Below are 25,026 nucleotides of genomic sequence, written 5' to 3'. Positions count from 1 at the left end.
CGAACATAGCAAGATCTATGTTTGAACATAGATTTTTTAACATATAGCAATATCATAATAAAAGTACTATTTTATTTATAGTTTAACTATTGACTTTTATTTTTCTGCATAGTATTAAAAATAACAGAATAAAAACTATAAGAGAGAATAATATGAATACTAATGACACTGAACTACTTCGTTTATTTGAAACATTAACTACTGAACAAAAGATTGATATCGCAAGACACTTGTTGCAAAACAAAGATATAAAATCAACTACCGTTATTGCAACAGAAGAAGATAAAGCAATATCATTTGCACAGCCCTATGTTTTTGCTTTTACATCTAACTTTCGTGTTTTTTCTGATCTGGATATATCTAAGAATGAATTCCGTGTATTAACTTACATCTTAGAATACATGGAGTTCGGAAACCTTATAAACCTTTCTCAGTCATCACTCTGTAAGGCGCTGAATATTGCATCAGGAAATATGTCAAACATATTCAAAAAGCTAAAACAGAAAGGCATCCTCGTTGAGCATCATGGACACCTGTATATTAACTCGAATATTTTCGCCAAGGGTATGAGTCACCAACTTGATGAGAAACGTAAAGAGCATTTAAGTAATGCCAGAAGCCTTAATGCTGAGATTGAACAATATCCAGAAAACTATACCGATTACTCAAAACAAGAAAGACGAAGCTTAGCTTTAGAAACTGAAACTAAAGAGATCTATACCGATGCCTTTATTTTCAGTAAGAAGAAAAAGAATAACGCTATTCCCAATCCTAAAAACAGCATCAAGATCGATAAACCCAGAAAAGTATATAAGCGAACAAAGGAAAATGAAGCAGCTAGAAAAGACTTAGTTGATACCGCCAACCATTTAAAAGCTGTTTCCTGAAAAACATAATAATAACAAGAAGAAAAAATGAAAAAAAAATACCCGGTTCACTTGAAATAAAACTTCATAAAAAACTATCCAAAAATGATATTCTGAATATCTTAGCAGAACAAATGACTATGCTTGAGGAAACATTTGGTATACAAGAGTTCAAACTCTATTCTTACCTTGAGTGTTATTGTGAAAATCAAAAACAAGCTTTATATCACAAAGGTCGCAATACTGTTATAGGCTCATTTAATTTAAAAAGTCATGATAATTTAGAGAATACAGCTAAATTAATCTCAAAAGATGGTAATAACCGTATCATTTCTTTTGATAAAAAACTTGATGTGGATAAAATACTTACCACCGTTGAAAACATTCAGGCGAATAATCCTTACCAGTTTTTGTCTGATAATATCAGAGCTGTTCCGGCTTCAGTCATCAAGAGCTTGATCCACGAGGAACATCTACGAAAGCAGTCTGAGAAAAACAGACTAATTCTGGGGCATGTCAATTACATTACACTCTCAATAAAAATAAAATTAAAGCATGGTATTAATTAATAAAACAGCACAAGCGGTATAGGTAAACACAAGATAAAAGGGGTGTTAAGTCCATCCATATATTAAGGTTCATCCGGGTAAGTAAATTTTTTGTGTTTTTCATGTTCTAAAGCTGACATGATACAATGTAATAATGTTGGATTGTTATCATGTGATTTATTAATCAGGAGTCGTAAAAACTCCATATTTAATCTCTGTTTTTCATTAAGATTCTTTCTGTCATTAATAATTTGTTCATAGCTGTTGCTATTAAGGTAATCAAAATAGTGCTGCATAAAACCAGCGACAACATCACTAACCTGAATAAGTGGATTTTGTTTAGAATCAGCAAAAGAGTAGTTAAGTGCTGCTAAATTTGGATTAGCTTCTGCGGCCTCAACTAAATCAGCTTCAACAACCTTCTCTATGTCAAAGATATGGCTGGATGCCTCAAACATCTGCGCCCGGTTCTGGTAGAAGATAGCAAAGCCATCTACAAGGCGGTTATCGTCGTCTGCAGGCGGTTCATCTCTAATATCCATAGTGAGTGTCATATCATCTATGCTTTGGTCAGAGCAGGCCATCAGGAGCTGCTGCAGGCCATGAGCTAACCGGAGCTGAAAATAATCCTTATTAGCTGCTGTATATAGTTTTACGCAATGAGCGGTGATCTGGCTTGATAGCCCCTGTATGAAGTCCTTTTCCCGGCCTTCGATGTAAGGGAAGTCATAGGACTTGAGGAACTGAATGAAAGGAACCTTGTTAGCCTTGACGTAGGTATGTAGTGCATCCTTGTTTGCCATCATGTAGCCATAGAACAGTTCATCACTCGTTATTCTGATAAAACCTTTCTCACGCCCAAACAGGATACAGTCATCAATGATGTCAACGTATCCCCAATACTCCATATTCAGATGGAAGTAGTGTAAATAGAGATCACCGTAGAGAAGCCACTCAAAGAACGCTGTAAGCTTCTTGGAGGTGAGCATAGTCAGGAAGTCGCCTTTAGCTATGTGTTTCAACTTGAACTCGTTAGCGTTGGCGTGTAGCTGTATGCGCTGGCGTAAGTCGTCAAAGTCAGCATTCGATGAGGAATCAGTATGAGCAACACCGGCTAACACGAAGTTTACGCTGTTATGCTTATCAGGATCATGGTCAATGTTATAACCATCAATTTGTTTGGAAAGATATAGTTTACGGACGTTATTAGATTCATCGTAAAAGAAATTATAGCTTTGAGTTTGCTGCGGGAAAGGGTTCATACACATCACATTTTTGTGGGTTATGAAAAATATATAACAAGGAAGGAGCTGGAAGTCTATAAAAAGACCTGCACAAGGCGGACTTCAACAGAGAAAAGTGAAATTTTAATAAATCTTCAGGTTGAATATTTTGTATTTAATATGTATTAGTTACGACTTTACCTGACACTTTCCCTTATTTTTTCCTATACTGCTTGACAGCCATTCCATAAATCGTAATATATATACTATTTTATTTACTCGGCATATATGAAGAATGTAACGTTGGACAACGATGGCTTAATTAAATATTTAACTACCGTTGAAGCATTATAACAACATATATCAATATCTGAGTACAGAGAGGAATATCGCTGGCTGCGCTCTGATGCAACTCAACTCACTGAAGCAAAGAAATTTAAATCTGCTCATACTGAACTACTCAGGCTCGACAGGAAGAAAGAATCTCTGCTTGATAAATTTATCGATGCGCTTAACCCTGTTAACCAAGCTTGCACTTTTGCTTCTAAAAACATTGACAAGATCGGAACGTATAGCCTCTACAAGAGAAATATTCTTGATAAAAGCGATGACGAAATAGTTGCCTTGGTTATAAAACAGCACACAGAAGCTACACTTGAGTTTTAGCGCTCTGTTGAACAGAGTCTTGAGAAATTCAGAGTTCGAATCATCAAGCCCAAACGCAGGAAAATGTCTTTCTAAATGCATACCTTAATAATATAATACTGGTAATCTAATCAATTGATAATGAAGTCTACAGGAACGATAAATGGAACAGATTGAAAGAAGTAAAAGATACCTTACTCGAATGGAGAAAATCTACTCAGGCATATTTTCTTCTTCAGACCATGATAAAGAAGGTTATGATGATGATGTCATTTCTTTTTTCATTCACTGCTATCACATAAGAGATTGGTTTATTCATCTTAATCGGTTAAATATTAATGCGAGTCAGGTGGATATATTCATCAATAAACATCAAGCGTTGAAGATATGTGCAGATTTGGCTAATGGTTCTAAACATTGTAATTTAACTCGTTCATTACGAACTGGCCGTCAGCCTCATATTGCAGGTAAACAAAAAGAAACGTCAACTTGGCTTACAGGATCAGGGAGTGGCAAAGTAATGAAATGCAAATATACAATTTTATGCAACAACACATTGTATGATGCTTTACAACTAGCCAGAGAATGTATTCAACTTTGGGACTCTTATATTTCTGAGATTAAGACCATTAAAAAAGAAGAGATTGATAGTATCTCTGATAACACACTATAAAAATATTATTTTAGCTTTGAAATTAATCTTCCCCATAAAGATTGTTTTTTACTACTCGGTGATGAGTTTGCCCATGTTGGATTTATAAGATCACTTTGAAGTAAATATTTATGATCATCCTCATCAACGACTACAGCATTTAGCTTATCAGCTATCTGCAACATCTTACAATAAAGAGCTTCATCAGGATGCTTAGTTGAAATCCTTCCATCATTCCAATCAAGCCAAGGTTCATCGTGTTCACTTTGACCACTCCATATAGCAAAAAACTCCCCATTCTTGCGATTTATTGATAGTTCTTTATCATCATCAACAAGCTGGAGCCATTCCTCACTACTGATTGGATTGCTTGAACTATCGAACCAATTTTCTGTTCTTATTATGTGAAGTTCCCAGCCCATAGACACCTCCGTTGCTTGGTAAAGATACATTATTATGACTGGCTATTGCCAGTCAATGAGATCCTCCGGTGATACACGATCACGCCCCATTTTCTCAAGCAACTGTTGTAATCTCTTAGCCCTCAAATTCTGAGCCTTTTTCTCACCAATCTCCCGATAGTATTCTTCCCGGCGCTCCGCAACAACTTTACGGAATTTCTTCAAAAGCTGTTCCAGTGTTTTCATATCTGTCGTCGCAGCTTCAGCTTGGACTTTTTTATACATATACATAACATGGAATTCATCAATCATATTGATTACCTCATTTTTATCATTCATGTTATTTCCCTCTTTCGAGGGAATACTCATTACATCTTAATATCAAACAACTGTCATTTTTATCTTCCAATAAACAGGATCTTTATTTTCATCCTGATTTATATTTTTCGAAACAAGTTCAATAATGTGTTCTTGATGCCAATACAAGATTGTGGCTTTTAAATCTCTTCTATTGATATCAGATACATCATTTCTGATAGAGTATTTCTTCATCTCACGAGTTATCAAAACATCATATATGACGCTTGACATGAAGCCATCCTTCAAAATATCGATTGCTGTTTCAGGATGTTTTTCATAAATGGTATATATTTCATCACAGTATCCTTGCAAGATATTGGCAATAAGTTCGTTTAGTTCTTTTTCATTCTTATTTAATATAATCTCTTTCATCTTTAATCCTTTTATTATGTTAATGGTTAGTAAAAATAATTAGTTGTTATAAAATATGTTAACAATAACAGAGCCATATTCCAGATCTAACTCATCAACTAAATCGTTATTGATATGTCGATTTAAGGCATCAATCAAACCCTTATTCTCTATCATTTCTTCTACTGAATACCCACTAAGGGCAACAAACACATCAAAGCTTTCTTGAATGGTATTCATTACTTCTGGAGTTCCGTCACACAACATGCTTACTACTACAGATATTTTATTAGCCATTTATATTTTCCTTTATTACTATTGTTAGCCCCTTACGGGGCAAGATTAGTTCTTACTTTCTAAAGCTTTCTGAATACCCTACTAACATGGCAGCGACCAGTTCAAAGTTAACCTGATTAATATCACTGTGATTTCCTTCTTGGGCAGTGAATCTTTCAAAGTTGTTCTGAATATGATTAATCACATGGATAATAAATGGACTCATAAAATCCGGGTCATCTAAATAATCATTGGCGTCACCATCACCATTGACTTCCATGAACATATTCCAGCTTGCGAAAAATGATCTACAGGCAAGGTCATAGAACAGTTCAGTTGATTTATTAACACCTATCTTCTCTTTAGACATATTTATATCCTCATAGTTAAATGCTTATTTAATTCATTATGTTTTTTATTAGCCCCTTTTCGGGGCCGAATATTCTGTTGTTAGCTCATACTAAAAAGTAATGCTTGAGTATGTACATATCTCATTTCAGACATAACTTTATCCATATCAACATAAATCAGTCTTTCTCTTTTACCTGCTTCTTCCATATGTTCATCAAAGCGTGTTGCCAGATATTCTTTAACATGCAAAATATATGATTCCGTTCTATTACTATCCAACATAATGGATGCCAATACCTCATATTCTTCTTGTTCTTTATATATACGTATCCCCGTTATATAAAGATTCTTCGCCATAGCTACAAAAGTTTTGGTAGATGACTCTTTGATATTTTTCATTTCTTGATTATTCATTTTATTTCCTCTTGTTGTTATTAAAATATTATTGGTGAGATTCATTACGGGCAGCAATAACACTATCCATCCACGCTTCTATCTCACTTTCGATAAAGGCAACCGATCTCAGACCAATCCTGACCTGTTTAGGAAAGCGACCAGCATTGATCAGTCCATACATTCTTGCCCTACTTAACCCTACCCTTTTGAGCACTTCCGGGAGGCGGATAAGCCTTCTTGGTGTGACTTCGTTTTGCTCATGGAGCGCTGTTCGTTGTTGATTTTTATTGTTATTTTTCATTGTCTTCTCCTGTTTGTTTCGACAGGAGTAATTCTAGGGAAAGTGGCAATGACAAGATGCAGACGTTGGTAAACAACATCTTTCGAGACAATGAAGGGATATGATTTTGGGGAAAATGAAAATGTGCGAATGTCGCTGGTTTTGCATAAGGGAACCTGTCTTGATGGCAGGCTCCCGGAGATAGTGGGAAAGGTTAGTTTTCTTCTTCTTTTTCGTTCATCTTCATGGCATCAGCCACTCTGACATCCATCATGTAGCTGTCTTTGCTCAGATAGAGGTTAAACAAACGCGCAAACTCACGGGTCCGTGCTTTTTCCGCAAAAGGTTTATCGGTATCCTTAATTTGCGCTCCTCCTCTAATCACCTCTGAATCATTCGGATAGAGTAAACGTGACATTTGCTCGTTAGAGATTTTTACCCCTCGATGATTAGCCCATAACATCAGGTCCAGCATAGGGATAGTTCTCAGGGAGATCACTTTCTTAATCGTGCTCAGACCAAAGCGAAATAAACCGATCTCTGGTTCCGTTATGCCATACTCCTTACGCCATTGTGGGAGCATGATTTTGATATGTTCGATAACTTCATCATCAGTCAGACGTTTGATGTTTAGCCACAGATACAAGGGGTGATCATCATTCAGACGATCGATGTCCGTTAATCGCTGTTTACCCTGTTCTCTTGATACTGGTACTGATGGTGCATCAGGCGAAGCATCGCTACGTTGGAGTAAATTGAGTTTCCGTAAGTCTGCCTCATAGCGGCTAATATCCCCAACGGTGATATGCTGAACATGTAATGTGGCATCAGCCAGAGGGTTTTTCTTTTTGGATGATGGGGGGATAGTTTTGGTTGAGCTGATTAATAGCGGAGTGCCAGCCAGTATCTTGGCTTCTTCTTCTAGATAGCGCTGATAGCGTGGACTTTGTTCATTGGTGGAATCATAACGGAACAAAACTGCCCGGCGACTCAGCTCGTCACTTAGGTCGTTTAACGTGATTTCCTGTAAAACATCATAGTTGCTCAGCCTGAACCATTGCTTCGCAGCTTTGATAACCTCACCTGACTTCATTCTTATTATCCTGTTCTGATACCGAACGATTTTTTATGCCCGATTTATCTGAGCGTTATCTTATGCCAAGCAATAGCAACAACGCTATCTCACAGATGGAAGACAGGAAACGAAAAGCACAGTTTCTGGTGTTTTGTTGCAGAGTATTTCAGGGGATTGAGCGAGATAGGTACCACCTCACTTCCCTAAGATTAGGAATGGTTAGGGAAGTGAATAGGGAAAACAATTCATAACACCATGATAAATAATATAATTATATTATCCAGATCAGGTAATACGGGTATTTCTCAGCCATGCGTTACCGCACGGGCACCCCGAGTCATTTAATTCACACTAATATATGGAGATGATCGAGCGAGCGACCGCCAGCCATATTGTTTTACAGTATGTCTAACAAACAGGCCGGCAACAATCCCAATTTATCGCTCCGCAGGCAAAAAATCCGGGCGGCCAATCTGCGCGGCGGCGTTGACCAGACTCAGATCGCTGCCGCGAGGCCCAATCAGAGAAATCCCCAGCGGCGCGCCCTCTTTTTGCGCCAGCGGCAGATTAACCTGCGGTACGCCGCACAGTACGGCAATCGCTAACAGATGGTGAGACAAACGCCGGGTTTCTTCGATATCAGCATCATTCGCGTTCAGCAGCGGCGCAATATCCGGCACCGTGGGCAAGACCAGAATACGATTGCCCGCCAGCGCCTGCCAGGCCGCGCGAAAACGCTCACGAACAGCACAGCTAGTAAGATATTGCTCATCGGTCACGCTTTCACTCCAGGCGAAACGACCGGCAACGTCCGGCCCCAGGACCAAACCATCACGCTTTATTCTTTCCCCCTGCGCCAGCCAGGCCTCGCGTCCCTGAATAAAACGGAAGGCCCAGTAAGCGTCCTCCAGCGAAGGAAGCGGTCCGGCCAGCGGCGCCAATTCGCCGGCGACGGCCTTGATTTGTTCCAGCGCGGGCAACAGCGCCGCTCGCGATGCCGCGGGCAGTAACGCAAACAGCGCCTCGCCAATCACCCATTCCGGCCGGGCGGGCAGCGGCGCGTCGTCCTCACCCAGCAGGCACTCCCCGACCCGGGCGAACAAGCCGGCGTCGCGGGTAAAATAGCCCGCCGTATCCATACTCGGACAAAGCGGCTGACAGTCCTGTAGAGAAATCCGGCCGTGGCTGGGGCGCAATCCGTACAGGCCGCAGTAACTCGCCGGCGTGCGCACCGAACCGCCGGTATCCGTGCCGAGGGCGAAATCGCACAGATGGTTAGACACCGCCGACGCCGAACCCGATGACGATCCGCCGGGAATACGATCGGGCGCCGCGCCGTTACGCGGGGTGCCATAATGCATATTCTTGCCGCTCATGGAGAACGCCATCTCGTTGGTATGGGTTTTCCCCACCAGTTCCGCCCCCGCATCCAGCAGCCGCTGCACCGTCGGCGCCGTGCGCTGTTTTATCCCCGACATGGCGAGCACGTGAGGATTGCCGCCCCCGGTCGGATAACCCGCCACGTCAAACAGATCTTTCACCGCGAACGTAAACCCGGCCAGCGGGCCTTGCGGCGCGTGCCCGACGGCAACCGCCGGGTAGGGCATAAAAGCAAACGCATTATCCTGCATAGTGATTATTCCTTCATTCATGACGCCGGATCGCTCAGGCGATCTGCCAGCCAGTGATGACAACGAATCTGATGCCCGGCGGCCACGTTCTGCGAAGCCGGCAGTTGGCTGCGGCACACATCGCTGGCGCGCGGGCAGCGGGGAGAAAAAGCGCACCCGTCGGGTAAGCGCGTCAGGTCCGGCGGTGAGCCGGGAATACTGACCAGCCTTTCGCCTTTTCTGAGCCCGTCTTTCGGCCGGGTGCTCAGCAGCACCTGGGTGTATGGGTGGCGGGGATTATTCAATAGCTCCTGTAGCGGCGCCTGTTCGACAATGCGGCCGCCGTACATCACGGCAACCCGGTCGGCCACCTCGACGGCCGCCCCGATATCATGCGTCACGAAAACGATTGAAAGACCGAGGTCCTGCTGTAACTCGCGCAGCAGGATCAGTATCTGGATTTGCACCGTCGCGTCCAGCGCGGTCGTCGGCTCATCGGCCAGCAATAACTGTGGCTGGCACGATAACGCCAGCGCGATCATCGCCCGCTGACGCATCCCGCCGGACATTTCATGCGGATAGGCATCGAGCCGCTGTTCGGGGCTGGGAATGCGCACCCGGCGCAGAGCCTCCAGCGCCGCAAGCCGCGCCTCGGCATAAGACAACGGGCGATGCTGGCGCAGCGCTTCGATGATTTGCGCGCCAACGGTATAAACCGGATCCATCGCCAGCAACGGTTCCTGAAAGATCATCGCCGCCACCGGGCCACGCAGGGCGCGCAGCTGGCTTTTGGAAAGCGCCATCACATCCTGGCCGGCGATATGAATCTGGCCTTCAATGGCGGTACTACGTTCAGGATGGAGACGCATCAGGGCCCGCAGGGTGACGCTTTTTCCCGAACCGGATTCGCCAATCAGCGCCAGAACTTCGCCGCAGGCCACCTCCAGGCTCACCCCATTGACCGCCGATACCGTCTGGTTGCCCCGGCGGAAACGCACCTTAAGATCCCGTACATCGATCATGAGTTGCTCTGCCATTCAGGCCTCCTTAACGGGGATAAGATCGGCGGAACGCCGCGAATGTCCGCTGTCGGGCTCAATCATCAGGCAGGCGGCGAAATGCTGATGCACGGCGGAATACAACCGCGGCGTGCGCTGCGCGCACACCGGTTCGGCATACGGGCAACGCGTGTGAAAACGGCAGCCCGAAGGCGGATCGATCGGACTGGGCGGATCGCCGCTCAACGGGGATCGCAGCGTACGCTGCGTCGGGTCCATGGATGGCATGGAGCTGAGCAACGCGCGGGTATAAGGATGTAATGCCCCGGCAAACAGCGCCTCCGCCGGCCCAATTTCAACCACTTCCCCCAGATACATCACCATGATGCGATCGGAGAGATAGCGCACAACGTGCAAATCATGACTGATAAATACATAGGTCAGACTCAGGCTATCTTTCAGATCCAACAGCAGGTTAATCACCTGCGCCTCAACGGATTTATCCAGCGCGGATACCGCTTCATCAAGGATCACCAGACGCGGATCGACAGCCAGAGCGCGGGCGATGTTGACCCGCTGGCGCTGTCCGCCAGATAATTCATGCGCGTAACGACCGGCAAAACGTGACGGCTCCAGCCCGACGCGCGCCATCAAATCCCGCGCCCGCGCCTGAGCCTCCCGCTTGCCGACGCCATGCACCAGCGGACCAAATGCCACTGATTGTTCCATGGTCAGCCGGGGATTAAGCGATGAATAGCTATCCTGAAATACCATTTGCACCTGGCGCCGGTAGTGGTGCAGCGGCAATCGCTGGCCGCCGACGGACTGCCCATCGAAAATAAGCTCGCCGCTGTCTTGTTCAATCAGCTGCATAAGTACGCGGGCGGTCGTGGACTTTCCACATCCGGACTCCCCCACAACCCCCAGCGTTTCCCCCTTCAGCACCGAGAAATCGATGCCGTCAACCGCCCGCACCAGAGCGCGTTTTCCCAGCACGCCTTTCACCGGAAAATGTTTGACCAGTTTCTGCCCGATAAGCAGCGGCTGAGCCGGCCCGCCGATGTCGTGATTATCCATAGTCAACTCCGTACAGCCATAGCCATCCGCAGACGATCGGCCAGAATATTAAAAGAGACCGAGGTGACGAAAATCATCACGCCGGGCAGCGCGCAGACCCACGGCTGGGTATAAATCGCGGTACGCAGCGTATTCAGCATCAATCCCCATTCCGGCTCCGGCGGGGTGACTCCCAGCCCCAGAAAAGAGAGCCCCGAGGCCAGAATCATCGATACCGAAATCAGGCCGGTGGTGAATACGAAGATCGGCCCCAGCACATTCCCCAACACCTGAGTGCGTATAATGGTGAACGCTGAAGCGCCGGAGGCGCGCGCCGCTTCGATGTAATCGCGGTTGCGCACCTGCGTCGTCACACTCTCCGCGATACGCGCCACCTGCGGCACAAAAACCAGCGTCAGGGAGATCAGGGCATTCACCACCCCGGCGCCCATCGCGCCGGATAAGGCAATCGCCAGCAATACGGAAGGAAACGCATAAAAAACATCGACGGTACGCATGATCGCGCTGTTCAGCCAACCGCCCGCGTAGCCGGCAATAATGCCAATCGTCGAACCGATAAAAAATGCGATCACCACCGGCGTAATCCCCATAAATAAAGACAACCGGGTTCCCAGCAGCAGACGCGACAGCATATCGCGCCCCAGCTCGTCGGACCCCAGCGGGAAGCCAGGAGAGCCGATGGGTTTCAGGCGATTGAACATGGAGGTGGCATAGGGGTCGCTCGGAACGATCCACGGCCCCAGCACCGCCAGAATCAGAAGACATAAAATCACCGCCCCCACGCTCAGCGCCGAAGGATCGCGCATCACCCGTTCCAGTACGACGCGCCAGTATCCCGGCGATTTTTCTGTCGGCGCCAGTTGCGGAACCGGGCGAACAAGATTCAGATTCATCATCAGGCCCTCTTGATGCGCGGATCGAACAGCGTTTGCAGGATATCAACCAGCAAATTGAGCAGAACAAAGAACAGCGCCAGCACCCAGATAGTGCCTTGCAGCAGCGGCAAATCACGTTGGAAAATCGCCGAATTGAGCAACAGCCCGGTTCCCGGCCAGGCAAATACGGTTTCAACCAGAATGGAGCCCCCCATCAGGTAGCCGATCTGCAACCCCATCACCGCCAGCGCGGTAGGCGCCGCGTTTTTCGCCACATGGGTAAATAGCGCAAATTCGCCGATCCCTTTGGCCCGCAGTCCGATAATAAATTCCTGCGCCAGCGTTTCCGCTACCTGCGCACGCACGGTCCGCGCGATGATGCCCGTTGGGATGACGGATAGCGTAATGGCGGGCAATAACATGAATTTCAGATGCGCCCAATCCCAGGCCCAATCCATCGCCCCCATCGGACCGCCGCCGGTGGCAGGCAGCCAGTTAAGCTGTGAAGAAAAAATGATGACCAGCAGCATACCCAGCCAATAATGCGGCACGCTGACGCCAAAGATGGAAAAGGCGGAGGCGATTCGATCAATCCAGCTATCCTGAAAATAGCCCGCCACAAAACCAAACAGGCTGCCTAAAGCAAAACCGATGAACGAGGCGAGCAAGGCAAGGCGCAGTGAATAGCCCACGGCATTCATCACTTCGCTGCTTACCGGACGGCCGCTGGCGATAGACATGCCCAAATCGCCCTGCACGGCATGCCACAGCCAGAGGCCGAACTGCACCGGCAAGGGTTTATCAAAACCATAGGCCTGGATAAGCTGCTGCCGTAGCGCTTCGGACGCGTCCGGCGGCATAACGGAAACCAGCGGATCGCCTGGCGTCATATGCACCAGCATGAAACAGACCAGCGCCACCCCGAGCAGAATAGGCGTCGCCAGCAGCAGGCGACGAATAATATAAGTGAGCATGACAAACCTCGCAGACCGAAGATACAAAGCACCCGCGACACCGTTGATGCCGGTCACTTAAGCGCGATTAACGTTTCCCTCAGGGCCGGTAGTCTGCGCCGGGTTTAAACACACGCCCGGCGCATTGATCAGGGGAAATACGGAGATAAGCCGGCCGGAGAGAGACCGCCACTCAGTTTCCCTTTACAACCGAGGTAAGGTCGATCATCCAGCTCTGAGCCTGAACCACGCCGCTGACCGCAGGCGAGATAGCACGGGGCGCCATATCATGAGCGACGTACAAAAAGGGCGTTTCGTCGACCATTTCCTTATGTAATTCAGCGGTTGCGGCGTCCAGCGCTTTGGGATCAAAAGCATTACGCGCTTTGCTAATCAGCTCTTCGATTTTCGGCGTGGTGAAATAACCCCAGTTGGTGGAGACCGGCGGGAAGGTTTTTTCACTGGCAAAACGCATCAGGCCAAAGAAGGGGTCCATAACCGCGGCGCTGACGTTAATCGCATCGGCTCCCTGGGCGGCCGGATCTTTTGCGCCCAGACGCCAGCTGCTGAACAGGGTATTCCACTCCATCACCACGATATCCACATCGAAATAGCAATTTTTCAGGCTCTGCTGAATATATTCATTCATCGGCAGCGGCTGCATTTGGCCGGAACCCGATGCGGATGTCAGCACCTTCACTTTTACCGGTTTCGCGCTGCTGAAGCCGGCTTCGCTCATCATTTTACGTGCGGCGTCTTCGTCGTAGCGGATTTTGAAATCGGGGTCGCCATACCATGCCGAATCCTTTTCATACGTCCCGGTGGCCTCCTGCATATAGCCGCCAAGATAGGACTTAAGCTCGCTGCGGTTCAGGCAAAGATTTGCCGCCTGGCGCACGCGCTTGTCCAGCCAGGGGGAGCCGGGAGCGAATGAGAACTGCCACGGCCAGAGGTGCGGTTGCGCATTGGCATAAATTTTAAAGCCTCTGCTCTGGATCTGCGCCATCGCGTCAGGTGCGGGGGCTTCAATCCAGTCGACCTGTCCGGATAACAGCGCGGCGGTCCGCGCATTGGCTTCAGGCAGCGGGATCAACATGACATGATCCACTTTCGGTATCCGTTTAGGATCCCAATAGTCGGGGTTTTTATCCAGCATAAGCTGCTGCCTTGCCACCAGCTTATTCATTTTGAACGGCCCGGTGCCCACGGCGTGAAACGCAAAGGCCGTCCAGGCTTGTTTAGAACGCTCGGCGGGATCCGTAACCGAAGCGGGAACCGCATCGAAATCTTTTTGCCAGGCAGACGGAGACACGATAAAAAGATTTGTGAGGCCGAATGGCAATATGGAATCCGGTTCGCTGGTGGTCAGCTCCACGGTCAGGTCGTCAATCTTGCGCGCGGAAAGCAGCGTCGGCATACGAGACGCCGTGTTGCCGATCTGCGCCGGGGCATATTGCGGCGCTTGTTTATTCAGCACCTTATCAACGTTCCAGACCACCGCGTCGGCGTTGAACGAGGTGCCATCATGGAATTTAACCTCAGGACGCAGTTTGAAAATCCATTTGGTATGATCCTGCGGATCCACATGCCATTCGGTTGCCAGCCCCGGAACCAGTTCACTGGGCTTCTCCCCCTGCGACAGATCCCACAGCACCAGCGAGTCATACAGCGTGATGCCGGTAAAACGGTTGCCTTCATAGCCCTGATCCGGCTGTCCCAGTGTCAAGGGGATATCGGCTGCGGTCATCGCGATACTCAGGGTACTGGCGGCGGAAGCAGAAAACGGAGTCCATGCGCTTACCGCCAGCGCTCCGGCCAATGTCAGGAGAGTAAAACGAGAAGAACGTCGGTTAGTTTTATATCGCATGTTGGCACTTCCCTTTAGGTTGTCAGAGTCGTTTGCCTATGACAGACGCAATGTATGTACCAACTTTCTCAGTAATACGGCTTTTCAAGAAACAAAGGAGGAATTTTATTTTTTATCAATGGATTACTTTTACAGAAAAAACAATTAAAATTTCACCCAAACGTTTGGGTAGAGTAAGAAAACCTGATATGCAATAAAACAGGGCATGACGCACCAGTCTGGATCACCCGGCCAATCGTATACATTCTGGTCGGCCGTACGCATAATTTTATGACGGAAATATCATCGAACCTTTACCATGGATCGGGCTATCATTTTGAAAAGGTCATTCAATGAGCAAACGTCCCGCCACATTACGCAGTATTGCTGAACAACTGAATGTTCATGTCTCTACCGTGTCGCGCATACTGAATGGTGATACAGCAAGGATTGCCAGCGTGGCGTCGAAAGAAACCATTGAACGCATTCGTGAGTTAGCCGCCAGTCTCGGCTATCAGCCCAATCCTCACGCGATTAGCCTGAAAACCCGGCATAGCCGCGAGATCGCCGTACTGGTGCCGCAACTGTCCGATATCGTGCTGGCCAATATATATGAAGGCATTGACGCCGCAGCCTGTGATTACGGCTATACCGCCTTTGTCGCCAATACGCTCGATCGGCCTGAACGCCAGCGGCAGTTGGCTGAAAAAGCGCTGGCACGAAATGTAGAAGGTTTGATCATCAGTGATGCGCATTGTACGCCCGAAGAAGATTTCATCGGCGAGTTGGAAAAGCAGCGCATCCCGCTGGTGCTGGTCAGCCGTCGTAAAGGGGAGCTATGTTCCGTCACTTCGAATGACGGTGAAGGCGGGCGTATGGCCGCACAGCATTTATTTGAGCAAGGTCATACGCGGGTTGGCATTATTGCGGGTCAGGCTCATAGCAGTAATGCTCTTGAGCGCGTGACTCACTTTCTGGATTACTACCGCGAACGGGGCATCACTATTCTCCCCCACAACATTATCCACGGACCGTTCGACGCCGCGACCGGTTTTGCCATTGGAGAAACCTTGCTGGCGCAGCCTGAACGCCCTACCGCCATTTTTGCCGTTAATGATTTTCTCGCCATCGGGCTGTTCGGCGCCATGCGTAACCGCGGGTTGATACCAGGACAGGATATTGCGGTAGTCGGCTATAACGACACGCCGCTGGCCGCGCATTTACAGATCCCGCTAACCAGTATCAGCACTTGTATGTATGAACAAGGCTATCTGGCCGTTGAAACCCTGCTCAGGCGCATCGCAGGCGAAAGCGTGGAATCGTACCGCTTTCCTGCCGTTATGACGATTCGGGCAAGCAGTCAATGTAGACCGCGATAGCCCGCCGCATTAATCAGCGCTACCGGCATCGGGATGCCGGCGGTTTTTGGCCGCCGCCAATGAACGCAGTAACACGCCCAGAGTGGTTCCATTGTGCAATAACGCACTGGCAGTCGGTTTCAGCCAGCCCATTGCCGCCGCCAGCATGATAGAACTGTTCACCCACTCCGTCAGTCGGATATTGCTGTTAACCAACCGCATCGCCGCCTGCGCCATTTCACAGGCGGTAACCACCCCGTCGAGACTATCCTGCAACAACACCGCATCGGCGGCCTGCTGCGCCAGTTCCGTGCTTTGGTTCATCGCCATCCCCACATCAGCCTGAGTTAATACCGGGGCATCATTGATGCCATCACCGATAAACAGCACGCGATGGCCTTGCTGTTGCAGATCGCGGACGATGTCGACTTTACTTTCCGGCGTCGCCTGGGCAAAAAAGCGATCGATCGATAACGCCTGCGCCAGTTGTTGTGCCTTCTCAGCGCCGTCACCGGTCAACATGATGACGTTTTTCACGCCCAGTTCACGCAACCGTTGAATCACGTTCACGGCCTCTGCCCGAACATCATCCTGTAGGCCAATCATTCCCACCAGACTATCATCCAGACCGATAAACAGCAGGTGGCGTCCCAATGCTTCCAATGCGGCAATTTCGTTTTCAAACGGGATAAAATCAATATGACAGTGGCAACTGAGAAAATGACGGCTGCCCACCACCATGCGATGGCCATCCATCTCGCACTGTAAACCGTGGGCGATGACATACTCTACTTCACCATGATTAATATGCGGTAACTCATGATGGGCGGCCGCGGCAACCACCGCCTTCGCCAACGGATGGTTACTGTGTTCCTCGACAGAGGCGGCAATAGCCAGCAGGCGCTCGGCCCAGGCCTTTTTCGGATCAAAACTGACCACGTCGGTCACCAGCATATCACCATGCGTCAGCGTGCCGGTTTTATCAAATACCGCGGTATCGACGGTGGCCAGTTTCTCAATCGCCCGCCCTCCTTTCAGCAGTAATCCCTGACCGGCCGCACGACTCATGATGGATTTAAACGCAATCGGCGTACTCAGTTTCAACGCACATGAATAATCGACCAAAAAGACGGAGGCCAGACGCTGCCAGTCACGGGTTAAAGCAAAAACCATCGCGCCGACTCCCATGGTGATGGCGACCCGCCGATCGGCCATTTGTTGAGTGACACGCTGCGTTTCACTGCGCTGGCTTAGAGAATCACTGATAAAGCGCCGGATATTGGCGGCTGACGATTCATCGCCAACCCGTTCGGCGCGAACGGTAATATTGCCATCCTGCACCTGAGTGCCCGCGTAGACCCAGGCGCCGCGCTCCCGGCGAACCGGCACGCTCTCACCGGTCATGGATGACTGATTAATCAGCCCCACGCCGCGCAGAACCGTTCCATCGGCGGGAATATTGTCTCCCGGCCCCAACAACATCAAATCGCCATTCACCAACTCGCTACTTTGGATCGCTGCGCGTCGATCCTGCCGCTCAACCCAGACCGCGTGTTCTCTGGGTTGCATCAGATCCGCCAGAAGCGCATCGGAGTGACGGCTGGTTTCCTGCTCGAGGTACTCACCGAGCGTCAGCAGGGATTGGGTGATCATCGCAGTACGGTGATCGCCCCGCGCCATCGATAATCCCAATGCCATCGCATCCAGCACTTCCACTTTCAGTTGGCCGTGCGCAAGGCTCTCTGCGCCTTCCACCAGAGTAGGCGCGGTTAACAATAAGGCTGGCAGCGCAGCCCAATTGTTGGGCAGCAGCTGAGCCAGCACCACGCCCCCGAGATTGAGCAGGTTATCGCTATTACAATATTCAGCGTCGTACTCCCCCTCGGTATGCGTCGGCCAATCCAGCGCCAGCGCCTTCTGCAACAGGGCATCGCCTTTGGTCTGCCCGCGGTCGTAGGTAATGACCGCGGAACAGGCTTCAGGACGCAGACGAACGCCATTGACACCGCGGAAAGACAGCAGTTGGCGTTTCAACCAGACCAGGCCCTGCGGGTGATACCGCATCTGTGGAATGCGCAGCCGTATCCGTCCCGGCAGTTGATGAACCAGCGAGATGGTGTCAGGCAAATGATGGATCACTCAGCGTCCTGTTCGCGATTACGGTAGTACTCTAACTCGGCCTGTAAATCGGCCAGACGTTCTTTTAACTCTTCTACTTCACCACGAACCGTTCCCCACGCTTTGCTGGCCGTTGTCGTGATCCCTTGCTGAACGTCGCGATTACTCAGCAAATAGGCAATCGCCGCTCCGGCGACCACGCCAGTCAGCAAATGCGCCCTGCCGTTGGCCTGACGATAAGGCGCTGGCGCCGCCGGAGGCGCCGGGACATAAGCAGCATAATACGGGTAGTAAGCATAAGGATAATTAGACGGTTTCATTATGTGCGTCCTTTTTACTTATCGCATCCATCAGATAGATGCCGGCAGCACCGGCACTGAGCAATGTCAGCAACGTTAACGCGGGCCGACCGGCGGTCGCATTCGCGACGGCCATCACCACGCCGCCGACCATTCCGCCTTTGGCGGCGTCGCACATCACGGTGGCGGCAGTCTGGTGCAACGTTTTCTCGCCGTTCTGATAGCGACGCCACTGTTCAACGCAAGAAGCCGTGGTGCCCACCAGCGCACCGGCAATGACGGCTCGGCTCACCGGGCTCAGGCTGTCACGATTGTTGCTCATTCTGCGGTTCCTCGCCTGCGGGTTGCCCTTGTTGACGATGGCGCTCTACCGATTCATTAAAGCCCTCTTTCCCGGCTTTCAGCGTATCGCGGAAAATAGTCGAACTGGTGGTTGCGGTTTCTTTCAGGCTTTCCGCACCGCTTTTCACGCCATCTTTGACTTTGGCACCGCCCGTTTTGAGTAAATCGCCCGTGTTGGCAACGGTTTGCAGCAGCATATTGCGCACGCTCTCATTGGTTAACAACAGCGTGACCGCAGCGCCGATCATGGCGCCTTTCCAGAATTCTTTATCATCCATACCAACCGTCCCGATAATGTTTTTCAGTATCCCGGCCTGTTCGCCCATCATATTTTCCACCATGCTCTGCGCCTGCTGGTTCCAGTCAAAAGCGGGCTGGGCAGGATGAGAAGGCTGCGCCGCCGCCATAGCCTGTGGCGGCATGGGATATCCCATTGGCGGGAATCCCGGCATCATTTGTGGATACCACATCGGAGGGTGAGGCCAATACATGGGCTGCTGAGGCGGCGGCGCCTCCGGCGCGGGGGTGGGAGCGGGCGGGTAGTAAGGATAGCCAAACGGAGGGTAATAGGCGCCCCCCGGATTCACAGGATTGTTATTATCATTGCTCATATTCGATTCCTTCATGATTAGGATGACGGCGAGAGCGTCTGAATCAACTGTTCCAGCACTTGCCGGGCCGCTGCATCATCCGCACCGAAAAGCTGCGTCAACACTGCCGGTTTGATCTGCCTGACGTCATACTCCAGTAACAGGCTTCCGGTATGGGTATTGAGCGCATAGCTGCGCAGCGCATTGTCGGGATGGCATAACGCCTCAAGTTTTTCCAGCTTTCCCTTACCAAGACCGGGGATCAGCCGATTGGTGAAACGTAAACGTATGCGTCCCGGTATATGATGTTCTACAGCCATAAAACGACGTAACATCATCAGCCCGCTTAAATCATCTGACTCCATATTGTTTCCTGCATCATCTGCGATCGTGGCGGACATCGTCCTCCTGATATTAAAACCCGTCTGGCCTAATAGCAGGCAAACATAAAAACCCTACAAATATAAAGTCATTATCAGCCGGTGTGGTTTTGATTCTTTGCGGTTTATCAAGTGGTTCTGGCTTTTGTCAGCCGGAGGGCAAAAAAACAGCAGGTTTACTGGCAATAAGTGGACAAGTTAATATTGGTAACGTAAATTATTCGCATTCCAATTTTCATGTTCGAGGTTGCCATGACCCCCTACCTGCACCAGACCCAGAACCGTGTTCGCGTCCGTTCCGACTATATTCAGCGGAACCCCAAACAGGTAGAACACGTTGTCCGGCAGCTGGCGCAGTTGGATGGTGTGCGGGAGATAACCCATCGTATCTATGCAGGATCGGTGGCTATCTGTTTTGATAGTCGTAAGGTTGCTGTCGAACAATTGCTCGAGAAGTTTGAGCAGCTTGGCTGGCTGCGTTCGGCCAAAGACAGGGATTACATCGACAGCACGATTCGGCGTGGCGCAAAAACCTTGCTGAAAGGCCTGGCGATCGGCGCCTTGAAACGTACCGTGGGCGGCCCGATTATTACGGCAATGAGCGTGCTGGCCCGCTAATAAATTCAATCAGTGTTACGACCACCCGCCATTGGGATTTAAATTTTTCCGGCAGGACGCCAATACCATAAAAATCCGCCCTATCCGGTGAAACGATCGTATACCGGCGCCATGACACGCACAGCCCGACGCTGCAATTACCATCCAGAAAATTCACTTCACGACCGTGATAAAGCGTATCATAGCCAGATGACACGGTTATACGAATCCTTGTCTATTATGACAGGGAGAAAGCGTCAATCCTCGGTGCATTCCGCCTCATCACGCAGGTAGTGCGATCGCCGAAACTCATGTGAGCACCATACTTTTGAACATCTTGTTTTCAGGAGGTTTACAGTGGGATATGCAACAACCAATCCGTATACGGGCGAGGTCATCAAAACGTTCCCGGACGCCACCGACACGATTGTCGCGGACGCCATCACCAAAGCGCATAGCGCCTTTCTTGGCTGGAGAAACGCCTCTTTTTCAACACGGGCGGCAATATTGCAAAAAGCCGCAGACCTGTTGCGCCAGCATAAAGACGAATTCGCGCGTTTACTGACGTTGGAAATGGGGAAACTGATTGGCGAAGCGCATGCAGAAGTCGAATTGTCTGCCCAAATCTTCGAGTATTATGTCCACAACGCAGAACGTTTACTGGCGCCGGAAACGCTGCCCGTCGCCAATCCGAAAGAAGCGACGGCTCAGATTGTTCATGAACCGTTAGGCGTGCTGCTGGCTATCGAACCGTGGAACTTCCCGTATTACCAGATCGCCCGCATTATTGCGCCGCAGCTTTCCGCGGGTAACACCATTCTCCTGAAACATGCGTCGAACGTACCGCAAAGCTCCGCCCGCTTTGAACAATTGATGAAGGATGCGGGGTTGCCGGATGGCGCCTTTATCAATCTGTATGCCACCCGTCACCATATTGACATGATTCTGGACGACCCCCGCGTTCACGGCGTGGCATTAACCGGTTCAGAAGGCGCCGGAGCAACGGTGGCCCAGCAGGCGGCCAAGGCCCTGAAGAAATCGACGCTGGAACTCGGCGGCGCCGATGCGTTCGTCGTTCTGGCCGACGCCGATTTGGAAAAATCAGCGAAATGGGCCGTGTTTGGCCGTCACTGGAACGGGGGCCAGGTCTGCGTGTCCTCCAAACGAATGATCATCGTTGACGCGGTATACGACGAATTTCTGGATCGCTATACACAAGGTGTCGCGGCGCTGCGCGCAGGCGATCCGTTCGACGAAAACACCACGCTGGCCCCGCTCTCTTCACAGGAAGCGGCCGATGAAGTAAAACAAAAAATCCAGCAGGCCGTGTCTCACGGCGCCGTCGCGCTGGAAGTCGGTCCCAGCGTGCCTCGACAAGGCGCTTTCGTTCAGCCGACGATCCTGACGGATGTGACACCGGATAATCCGGCTTATCACATGGAGTTTTTCGGTCCGGTGTCCATGCTATTTCGCGCCAAGGATGAAGATGACGCGATCAACATTGCCAACGATTCGCCCTTTGGCCTTGGCGGTTCCGTGTTCACACGCGACACGGCGCACGGTGCGGAAGTGGCAAAACGAATCTCCACGGGGATGGTGTACATCAATCACCCGACGCGGGTGAAAGCCGACCTGCCATTCGGCGGCGTTCGTCGTTCGGGCTACGGACGTGAACTCACTGGTTTGGGAATCAAAGAGTTTGTGAACCACAAATTAATTTCTATTGTCGATATTGATGCTGAATTTTAAGGACAACACGATGAGCACGATTAAACTGTTAGGTATTGCAGGCAGCCTGCGGAAGGCCTCTACCAACCGGGGACTGCTGCGTGCAGCCCAATCTGTTCTTCCGGCGGGTGTTTCACTGGAAATCGCCGATCTATTGGATGTGCCCTTTTACAACGCCGACCTGACCGACGTGCCCGAATCCGTGCAGCGTATCGCTCGTCAGGCGCAAAACGCCGACGGATTTGTTTTCGCCTGTACGGAATATAACTATTCCATGGCGCCCGCGCTCAAGAACATCCTCGACTGGCTTTCCCGTCTTCCCGATACCCATGTGCTGGACGGCAAACCAGCCGCCCTGATGGGCGCCGGCGGCGGGATGGGAACGTCCCGCTCACAATACCATCTGCGTCAAACCTGCGTCTTCCTGAACATTCACCCGCTGAATAAGCCGGAAGTGTTCTCGAATGCCTTTGCCGGTGGTTTTGACGATCGGGGTAATCTGCAAGACGAAAAAATCGTGGCATTGATTACTGAACAAATGAAGACGCTTGCTGACGTCATTGCGCAGCAAAAATAATCCGCATCATCCTTGAATACCGTCTGTCAGCGTCCGCTATGGCTGCAAGACGGTATTTTTCTTTCCTTCTGCGCTATCGCCAATAAGCATTTGTTCTTGCCGGTAACCCGCGCCGCCTGTTATTTCAGTACCAGCATCGTGATTCCCACACCGACCAGAACCAGGCAAAATGCGGCGCGCAGATAAGCAACCGGCAGTTTGTGTGCTAATGCAACGCCCCAGGACACGCTGAATATGCCGCCCAGCGCCAGAGGAATACCGATGAGCCAGTCGACATTACCCGCCTGCGAATACGAGAGCAGCGCCGCCAGCGCCCCCGGTACGACCAATATCAGCGCCATCCCCTGCGCCTGCGTCTGGGCGAATGCAAACAGCGTGACCAATAGCGGAACCACCACCAACCCGCCGCCCACGGTAAAAATGCCTGACATCACCCCACTCGCCACTCCCAGTAAGGGCAGGTATCTGGTTGATAACACGATTCCCGGCGCTTGATTACGCTGCCGGTTATACCACTGCCACATGTAGTACGCCGCCAGCAGGAGTAAAAAGAGGGCAAAGGCGCGCTGAAGGTGGTAGACGTCGATCGACGATGCGATATGCGCCGCAAGGTATGAAGACACCGAGGCAAAGGCGCACATGATCAACGCCACCCGCGCATCGATTCTATTACGCTGCCGATAGCGCAGAAACCCAATCAGAACATTGGGCGTAATCATGACCAGCGCGGTTCCCTGAGCAAGGTGCTGATCCATATTGAAAAGGATGCCTAATATCGGAATGGCGATCAATCCTCCGCCAATGCCAAGCATTCCCCCACAAACTCCCAGCCCAACCCCCAAAAGCAAACACAATAAAATATCGCTGAAAACCATTAAGCTAAACATAACGTAATGAAATGACCCGTGTGGTGAGAATATCTGGAGCAACCGCTTTTCAGGCAGGTAAACAACGGTCATTCCGGCGGCACACCGACGCCATGAATACTCAATGTCCTTTGTCTGTCAGGAAAACCACCAGATGCAACTAAATTACATCGTTACATAAGAAATGTGACAACAAGCTGAACTACATCAATTCACGCCGTGGTTTTTTATCGCCTCCTGCCATCTTCAAGCTCAGATTTTTTGTGGCGTTGAGAAACAGGAACGCGCCGGCGAACCAGACTCAGCTTTTATTCTTTTCCACATTGTCATAACCCAGTCGGCCGATAAACGGTAAGCGCAGCGCAGGGGGATTAACATCTACGCCAATATTCATCCCCAGAATGTTGGCTTCAATCCCCTCTTCCACGCCTACCGTCACGCCAAGAACCCCCAGCAGCGATATCTGTACCCCCTTGCCCGACGGCGGTAAGCCAATGGGATGAGTTATCGTCCGGTAATCTTTACCGACGGCATTGGCGGGCAGATCCAGCTTCAGTTCCGGCACTTCCCGGCCGATATGAGCAATAAACGTATTGCTGTTCGGACCCGGCCAGGCGCGATAGGTATGCGGCCAGGGATAGCTTTCAATCGCCGCTTCGATGCGCGGGATCATGGCTTCCGCCTCGGCGCCGCGATGCGTCGCCAATAGCTTCGGCATCGAGCCATACCAGAATCCATCGGGATTGGCATAGTTGCGGCGAATGACATTATCGCTGCCCCATCTGACCACCTCGTAGCGGCGATATTGGCTTTCCCCCGCGTTCTTGAAAATGATCCACGGATGGACCGCGACCAGACCGCGCCAGCCATAGGTGGGCGCGGCATAAACCTGAACGATCGCGATATCGCGAAACTGTACCGGATTTGGCGCCACTCCGGCAGAATCGCGCCGGGACGACCACCAGCCCTGGCCGCCGGACGCCCCTTCGCTCCGCGCTGAATGTGCCCAACTCTGCCAAAATGACAGCAGCAGTACACAGATAAAACCAAGACCCAACGCTTTAAGGTACGTCATATAGCAACTAATCCACTGAAAAGGAATTGAACGAAACGGATATGACTGAGCGCATGTTTCCACATGCGATATCGGTTAAAAATTCATCCAGGCAGTTTACAGTGAGTTGGCAGACAGATTAAAGCGTCGGTTAATATCTTGACCAAGCTTTACTTTATGCTTGCTTAAACCGGGTGACGTTCTATAGACGACAGGAAACGTGATGTCTGGCGATTAAAAAGCCCATATGGAAATCCCCGGGAATACAGACAAATCGATCAGACCGCCCCCTGCTTTGCCTATCCTTGTTTACCGAATTCAGCCGGACGCCCCT

Annotated in this window: 30 protein-coding genes and 1 pseudogene; 8 read left to right on the top strand and 23 right to left on the bottom strand. The window is 50.0% G+C overall.

Going from position 1 to position 25,026, the window contains the following annotated elements; translation table 11 throughout:
* Nucleotides 1-152: 152 nt before the first annotated feature.
* Entirely contained in the window at nucleotides 153-887 is a 735-nt protein-coding gene (locus DDT52_RS00610; protein WP_136154657.1) for a helix-turn-helix domain-containing protein, read from the top strand.
* Between the two features lie 119 nt (nucleotides 888-1,006).
* On the top strand, nucleotides 1,007-1,435 hold the full coding sequence (locus DDT52_RS00605; protein ID WP_425591525.1) for a hypothetical protein: 429 nt from the start codon (nucleotides 1,007-1,009) through the stop codon (nucleotides 1,433-1,435).
* Between the two features lie 62 nt (nucleotides 1,436-1,497).
* Here DDT52_RS00605 and DDT52_RS00600 read toward each other — a convergent pair whose 3' ends face one another.
* Nucleotides 1,498-2,682, bottom strand: coding sequence for a DUF3800 domain-containing protein (locus DDT52_RS00600; protein ID WP_136154655.1), 1,185 nt, complete (start codon nucleotides 2,680-2,682; stop codon nucleotides 1,498-1,500).
* Between the two features lie 243 nt (nucleotides 2,683-2,925).
* Here DDT52_RS00600 and DDT52_RS00595 point away from each other — a divergent pair.
* Both DDT52_RS00595 and DDT52_RS00590 read left to right on the top strand, forming a co-directional pair.
* Nucleotides 2,926-3,378 (top strand): annotated as a pseudogene (locus tag DDT52_RS00595) (DUF4756 family protein).
* A gap of 67 nt (nucleotides 3,379-3,445) precedes the next feature.
* Nucleotides 3,446-3,955: a hypothetical protein gene (locus tag DDT52_RS00590; RefSeq protein WP_136154654.1), complete on the top strand. Its 510-nt coding sequence runs from the start codon at nucleotides 3,446-3,448 to the stop codon at nucleotides 3,953-3,955.
* A 5-nt stretch (nucleotides 3,956-3,960) separates the two neighbouring features.
* On the opposite strand, the gene DDT52_RS00585 is transcribed toward DDT52_RS00590, so the two are convergent.
* The 14 genes from DDT52_RS00585 to DDT52_RS00520 form a co-directional block, all read right to left on the bottom strand.
* A complete protein-coding gene (locus tag DDT52_RS00585) occupies nucleotides 3,961-4,356 on the bottom strand; it encodes a hypothetical protein (protein ID WP_136154653.1) in 396 nt (131 codons plus the stop codon).
* A 42-nt stretch (nucleotides 4,357-4,398) separates the two neighbouring features.
* Nucleotides 4,399-4,647, bottom strand: coding sequence for an H-NS family histone-like protein (locus tag DDT52_RS00580; RefSeq protein ID WP_136154916.1), 249 nt, complete (start codon nucleotides 4,645-4,647; stop codon nucleotides 4,399-4,401).
* Nucleotides 4,648-4,716: 69 nt separating this feature from the next.
* Entirely contained in the window at nucleotides 4,717-5,067 is a 351-nt protein-coding gene (locus DDT52_RS00575; protein ID WP_136154652.1) for a hypothetical protein, read from the bottom strand.
* Between the two features lie 39 nt (nucleotides 5,068-5,106).
* Nucleotides 5,107-5,343, bottom strand: a complete 237-nt coding sequence (locus DDT52_RS00570) for a hypothetical protein (RefSeq protein ID WP_136154651.1) — start codon at nucleotides 5,341-5,343, stop codon at nucleotides 5,107-5,109.
* Nucleotides 5,344-5,395: 52 nt separating this feature from the next.
* Nucleotides 5,396-5,692, bottom strand: coding sequence for a hypothetical protein (locus tag DDT52_RS00565; RefSeq protein ID WP_136154650.1), 297 nt, complete (start codon nucleotides 5,690-5,692; stop codon nucleotides 5,396-5,398).
* Between the two features lie 80 nt (nucleotides 5,693-5,772).
* Nucleotides 5,773-6,087: a hypothetical protein gene (locus DDT52_RS00560; RefSeq protein WP_136154649.1), complete on the bottom strand. Its 315-nt coding sequence runs from the start codon at nucleotides 6,085-6,087 to the stop codon at nucleotides 5,773-5,775.
* Nucleotides 6,088-6,115: 28 nt separating this feature from the next.
* Complete coding sequence (locus DDT52_RS00555; protein ID WP_136154648.1) at nucleotides 6,116-6,370, bottom strand: helix-turn-helix transcriptional regulator; 255 nt, start codon at nucleotides 6,368-6,370, stop codon at nucleotides 6,116-6,118.
* Between the two features lie 193 nt (nucleotides 6,371-6,563).
* A complete protein-coding gene (locus DDT52_RS00550; protein ID WP_136154647.1) occupies nucleotides 6,564-7,442 on the bottom strand; it encodes a DUF6387 family protein in 879 nt (292 codons plus the stop codon).
* 419 nt (nucleotides 7,443-7,861) lie between these two features.
* Complete coding sequence (locus DDT52_RS00545; protein WP_136154646.1) at nucleotides 7,862-9,055, bottom strand: amidase; 1,194 nt, start codon at nucleotides 9,053-9,055, stop codon at nucleotides 7,862-7,864.
* Between the two features lie 17 nt (nucleotides 9,056-9,072).
* Nucleotides 9,073-10,071: an ABC transporter ATP-binding protein gene (locus DDT52_RS00540; protein ID WP_136154645.1), complete on the bottom strand. Its 999-nt coding sequence runs from the start codon at nucleotides 10,069-10,071 to the stop codon at nucleotides 9,073-9,075.
* A complete protein-coding gene (locus tag DDT52_RS00535) occupies nucleotides 10,072-11,109 on the bottom strand; it encodes an ABC transporter ATP-binding protein (RefSeq protein ID WP_136154644.1) in 1,038 nt (345 codons plus the stop codon).
* A gap of 2 nt (nucleotides 11,110-11,111) precedes the next feature.
* Nucleotides 11,112-12,002, bottom strand: coding sequence for an ABC transporter permease (locus DDT52_RS00530; RefSeq protein WP_136154915.1), 891 nt, complete (start codon nucleotides 12,000-12,002; stop codon nucleotides 11,112-11,114).
* Between the two features lie 2 nt (nucleotides 12,003-12,004).
* A complete protein-coding gene (locus DDT52_RS00525) occupies nucleotides 12,005-12,958 on the bottom strand; it encodes an ABC transporter permease (protein ID WP_109055094.1) in 954 nt (317 codons plus the stop codon).
* 172 nt (nucleotides 12,959-13,130) lie between these two features.
* Complete coding sequence (locus tag DDT52_RS00520; RefSeq protein ID WP_136154643.1) at nucleotides 13,131-14,804, bottom strand: ABC transporter substrate-binding protein; 1,674 nt, start codon at nucleotides 14,802-14,804, stop codon at nucleotides 13,131-13,133.
* Nucleotides 14,805-15,136: 332 nt separating this feature from the next.
* On the opposite strand from DDT52_RS00520, the gene DDT52_RS00515 reads away from it, so the two are divergent.
* A complete protein-coding gene (locus tag DDT52_RS00515; protein ID WP_136154642.1) occupies nucleotides 15,137-16,162 on the top strand; it encodes a LacI family DNA-binding transcriptional regulator in 1,026 nt (341 codons plus the stop codon).
* A 9-nt stretch (nucleotides 16,163-16,171) separates the two neighbouring features.
* Here DDT52_RS00515 and DDT52_RS00510 read toward each other — a convergent pair whose 3' ends face one another.
* Genes DDT52_RS00510 through DDT52_RS00490 form a run of 5 tightly spaced genes read right to left on the bottom strand, consistent with a single transcriptional unit; the run spans nucleotide 16,172 to nucleotide 19,891 of the window.
* Nucleotides 16,172-18,280 carry a heavy metal translocating P-type ATPase gene (locus DDT52_RS00510; RefSeq protein WP_247595451.1) on the bottom strand — a complete coding sequence of 703 codons (2,109 nt, stop codon included), beginning with the start codon at nucleotides 18,278-18,280 and terminating at the stop codon, nucleotides 16,172-16,174.
* Nucleotides 18,277-18,579, bottom strand: a complete 303-nt coding sequence (locus DDT52_RS00505; RefSeq protein WP_136154641.1) for a YtxH domain-containing protein — start codon at nucleotides 18,577-18,579, stop codon at nucleotides 18,277-18,279. Before DDT52_RS00505 ends, DDT52_RS00510 begins: the two co-directional genes overlap by 4 nt.
* Entirely contained in the window at nucleotides 18,566-18,880 is a 315-nt protein-coding gene (locus DDT52_RS00500; RefSeq protein WP_109055090.1) for a magnetosome protein MamC family protein, read from the bottom strand. The genes DDT52_RS00505 and DDT52_RS00500 overlap by 14 nt, the downstream gene beginning before the upstream one ends.
* Complete coding sequence (locus DDT52_RS00495) at nucleotides 18,864-19,511, bottom strand: YtxH domain-containing protein (RefSeq protein WP_136154640.1); 648 nt, start codon at nucleotides 19,509-19,511, stop codon at nucleotides 18,864-18,866. Before DDT52_RS00495 ends, DDT52_RS00500 begins: the two co-directional genes overlap by 17 nt.
* A gap of 17 nt (nucleotides 19,512-19,528) precedes the next feature.
* The gene (locus tag DDT52_RS00490; protein ID WP_247595450.1) at nucleotides 19,529-19,891 is read right to left on the bottom strand and encodes an HMA2 domain-containing protein; all 363 of its coding nucleotides are present in this window, start codon (nucleotides 19,889-19,891) and stop codon (nucleotides 19,529-19,531) included.
* 231 nt (nucleotides 19,892-20,122) lie between these two features.
* Between DDT52_RS00490 and DDT52_RS00485 the strand changes: the two genes are divergently transcribed.
* The gene (locus DDT52_RS00485) at nucleotides 20,123-20,488 is read left to right on the top strand and encodes an HMA2 domain-containing protein (protein ID WP_247595449.1); all 366 of its coding nucleotides are present in this window, start codon (nucleotides 20,123-20,125) and stop codon (nucleotides 20,486-20,488) included.
* On the opposite strand, the gene DDT52_RS00480 is transcribed toward DDT52_RS00485, so the two are convergent.
* A complete protein-coding gene (locus DDT52_RS00480; RefSeq protein WP_136154638.1) occupies nucleotides 20,460-20,684 on the bottom strand; it encodes a hypothetical protein in 225 nt (74 codons plus the stop codon). The genes DDT52_RS00485 and DDT52_RS00480 overlap by 29 nt on opposite strands.
* A gap of 140 nt (nucleotides 20,685-20,824) precedes the next feature.
* Between DDT52_RS00480 and DDT52_RS00475 the strand changes: the two genes are divergently transcribed.
* Nucleotides 20,825-22,216, top strand: a complete 1,392-nt coding sequence (locus tag DDT52_RS00475) for an NAD-dependent succinate-semialdehyde dehydrogenase (RefSeq protein WP_136154637.1) — start codon at nucleotides 20,825-20,827, stop codon at nucleotides 22,214-22,216.
* A 10-nt stretch (nucleotides 22,217-22,226) separates the two neighbouring features.
* Entirely contained in the window at nucleotides 22,227-22,772 is a 546-nt protein-coding gene (locus tag DDT52_RS00470; protein WP_136154636.1) for an NADPH-dependent FMN reductase, read from the top strand.
* Between the two features lie 119 nt (nucleotides 22,773-22,891).
* Here DDT52_RS00470 and DDT52_RS00465 read toward each other — a convergent pair whose 3' ends face one another.
* Both DDT52_RS00465 and DDT52_RS00460 read right to left on the bottom strand, forming a co-directional pair.
* The gene (locus tag DDT52_RS00465; protein ID WP_136154635.1) at nucleotides 22,892-23,659 is read right to left on the bottom strand and encodes a sulfite exporter TauE/SafE family protein; all 768 of its coding nucleotides are present in this window, start codon (nucleotides 23,657-23,659) and stop codon (nucleotides 22,892-22,894) included.
* A gap of 280 nt (nucleotides 23,660-23,939) precedes the next feature.
* A complete protein-coding gene (locus tag DDT52_RS00460; protein ID WP_136154634.1) occupies nucleotides 23,940-24,713 on the bottom strand; it encodes a DUF3750 domain-containing protein in 774 nt (257 codons plus the stop codon).
* Nucleotides 24,714-25,026 lie beyond the last annotated feature (313 nt).

It is taken from the genome of Brenneria roseae subsp. roseae, assembly GCF_003115845.1.
GTDB classification, from domain to species: Bacteria; Pseudomonadota; Gammaproteobacteria; order Enterobacterales; family Enterobacteriaceae; genus Brenneria; species Brenneria roseae.
The sequence above is the reverse complement of the archived record's forward strand: the minus strand, read 5'-3'. Positions and strand labels throughout refer to the sequence as shown.

Coding starts and splice junctions, on each gene's coding strand:
- DDT52_RS00610 (WP_136154657.1), top strand. CDS start 153: ATGAATACTAATGACACTGAACTACTTCGTTTATTTGAAACATTAACT.
- DDT52_RS00605 (WP_425591525.1), top strand. CDS start 1,007: ATGCTTGAGGAAACATTTGGTATACAAGAGTTCAAACTCTATTCTTAC.
- DDT52_RS00600 (WP_136154655.1), bottom strand. CDS start 2,682: ATGTGTATGAACCCTTTCCCGCAGCAAACTCAAAGCTATAATTTCTTT.
- DDT52_RS00590 (WP_136154654.1), top strand. CDS start 3,446: ATGGAACAGATTGAAAGAAGTAAAAGATACCTTACTCGAATGGAGAAA.
- DDT52_RS00585 (WP_136154653.1), bottom strand. CDS start 4,356: ATGGGCTGGGAACTTCACATAATAAGAACAGAAAATTGGTTCGATAGT.
- DDT52_RS00580 (WP_136154916.1), bottom strand. CDS start 4,647: ATGATTGATGAATTCCATGTTATGTATATGTATAAAAAAGTCCAAGCT.
- DDT52_RS00575 (WP_136154652.1), bottom strand. CDS start 5,067: ATGAAAGAGATTATATTAAATAAGAATGAAAAAGAACTAAACGAACTT.
- DDT52_RS00570 (WP_136154651.1), bottom strand. CDS start 5,343: ATGGCTAATAAAATATCTGTAGTAGTAAGCATGTTGTGTGACGGAACT.
- DDT52_RS00565 (WP_136154650.1), bottom strand. CDS start 5,692: ATGTCTAAAGAGAAGATAGGTGTTAATAAATCAACTGAACTGTTCTAT.
- DDT52_RS00560 (WP_136154649.1), bottom strand. CDS start 6,087: ATGAATAATCAAGAAATGAAAAATATCAAAGAGTCATCTACCAAAACT.
- DDT52_RS00555 (WP_136154648.1), bottom strand. CDS start 6,370: ATGAAAAATAACAATAAAAATCAACAACGAACAGCGCTCCATGAGCAA.
- DDT52_RS00550 (WP_136154647.1), bottom strand. CDS start 7,442: ATGAAGTCAGGTGAGGTTATCAAAGCTGCGAAGCAATGGTTCAGGCTG.
- DDT52_RS00545 (WP_136154646.1), bottom strand. CDS start 9,055: ATGCAGGATAATGCGTTTGCTTTTATGCCCTACCCGGCGGTTGCCGTC.
- DDT52_RS00540 (WP_136154645.1), bottom strand. CDS start 10,071: ATGGCAGAGCAACTCATGATCGATGTACGGGATCTTAAGGTGCGTTTC.
- DDT52_RS00535 (WP_136154644.1), bottom strand. CDS start 11,109: ATGGATAATCACGACATCGGCGGGCCGGCTCAGCCGCTGCTTATCGGG.
- DDT52_RS00530 (WP_136154915.1), bottom strand. CDS start 12,002: ATGAATCTGAATCTTGTTCGCCCGGTTCCGCAACTGGCGCCGACAGAA.
- DDT52_RS00525 (WP_109055094.1), bottom strand. CDS start 12,958: ATGCTCACTTATATTATTCGTCGCCTGCTGCTGGCGACGCCTATTCTG.
- DDT52_RS00520 (WP_136154643.1), bottom strand. CDS start 14,804: ATGCGATATAAAACTAACCGACGTTCTTCTCGTTTTACTCTCCTGACA.
- DDT52_RS00515 (WP_136154642.1), top strand. CDS start 15,137: ATGAGCAAACGTCCCGCCACATTACGCAGTATTGCTGAACAACTGAAT.
- DDT52_RS00505 (WP_136154641.1), bottom strand. CDS start 18,579: ATGAAACCGTCTAATTATCCTTATGCTTACTACCCGTATTATGCTGCT.
- DDT52_RS00500 (WP_109055090.1), bottom strand. CDS start 18,880: ATGAGCAACAATCGTGACAGCCTGAGCCCGGTGAGCCGAGCCGTCATT.
- DDT52_RS00495 (WP_136154640.1), bottom strand. CDS start 19,511: ATGAGCAATGATAATAACAATCCTGTGAATCCGGGGGGCGCCTATTAC.
- DDT52_RS00490 (WP_247595450.1), bottom strand. CDS start 19,891: ATGTCCGCCACGATCGCAGATGATGCAGGAAACAATATGGAGTCAGAT.
- DDT52_RS00485 (WP_247595449.1), top strand. CDS start 20,123: ATGACCCCCTACCTGCACCAGACCCAGAACCGTGTTCGCGTCCGTTCC.
- DDT52_RS00470 (WP_136154636.1), top strand. CDS start 22,227: ATGAGCACGATTAAACTGTTAGGTATTGCAGGCAGCCTGCGGAAGGCC.
- DDT52_RS00465 (WP_136154635.1), bottom strand. CDS start 23,659: ATGTTTAGCTTAATGGTTTTCAGCGATATTTTATTGTGTTTGCTTTTG.
- DDT52_RS00460 (WP_136154634.1), bottom strand. CDS start 24,713: ATGACGTACCTTAAAGCGTTGGGTCTTGGTTTTATCTGTGTACTGCTG.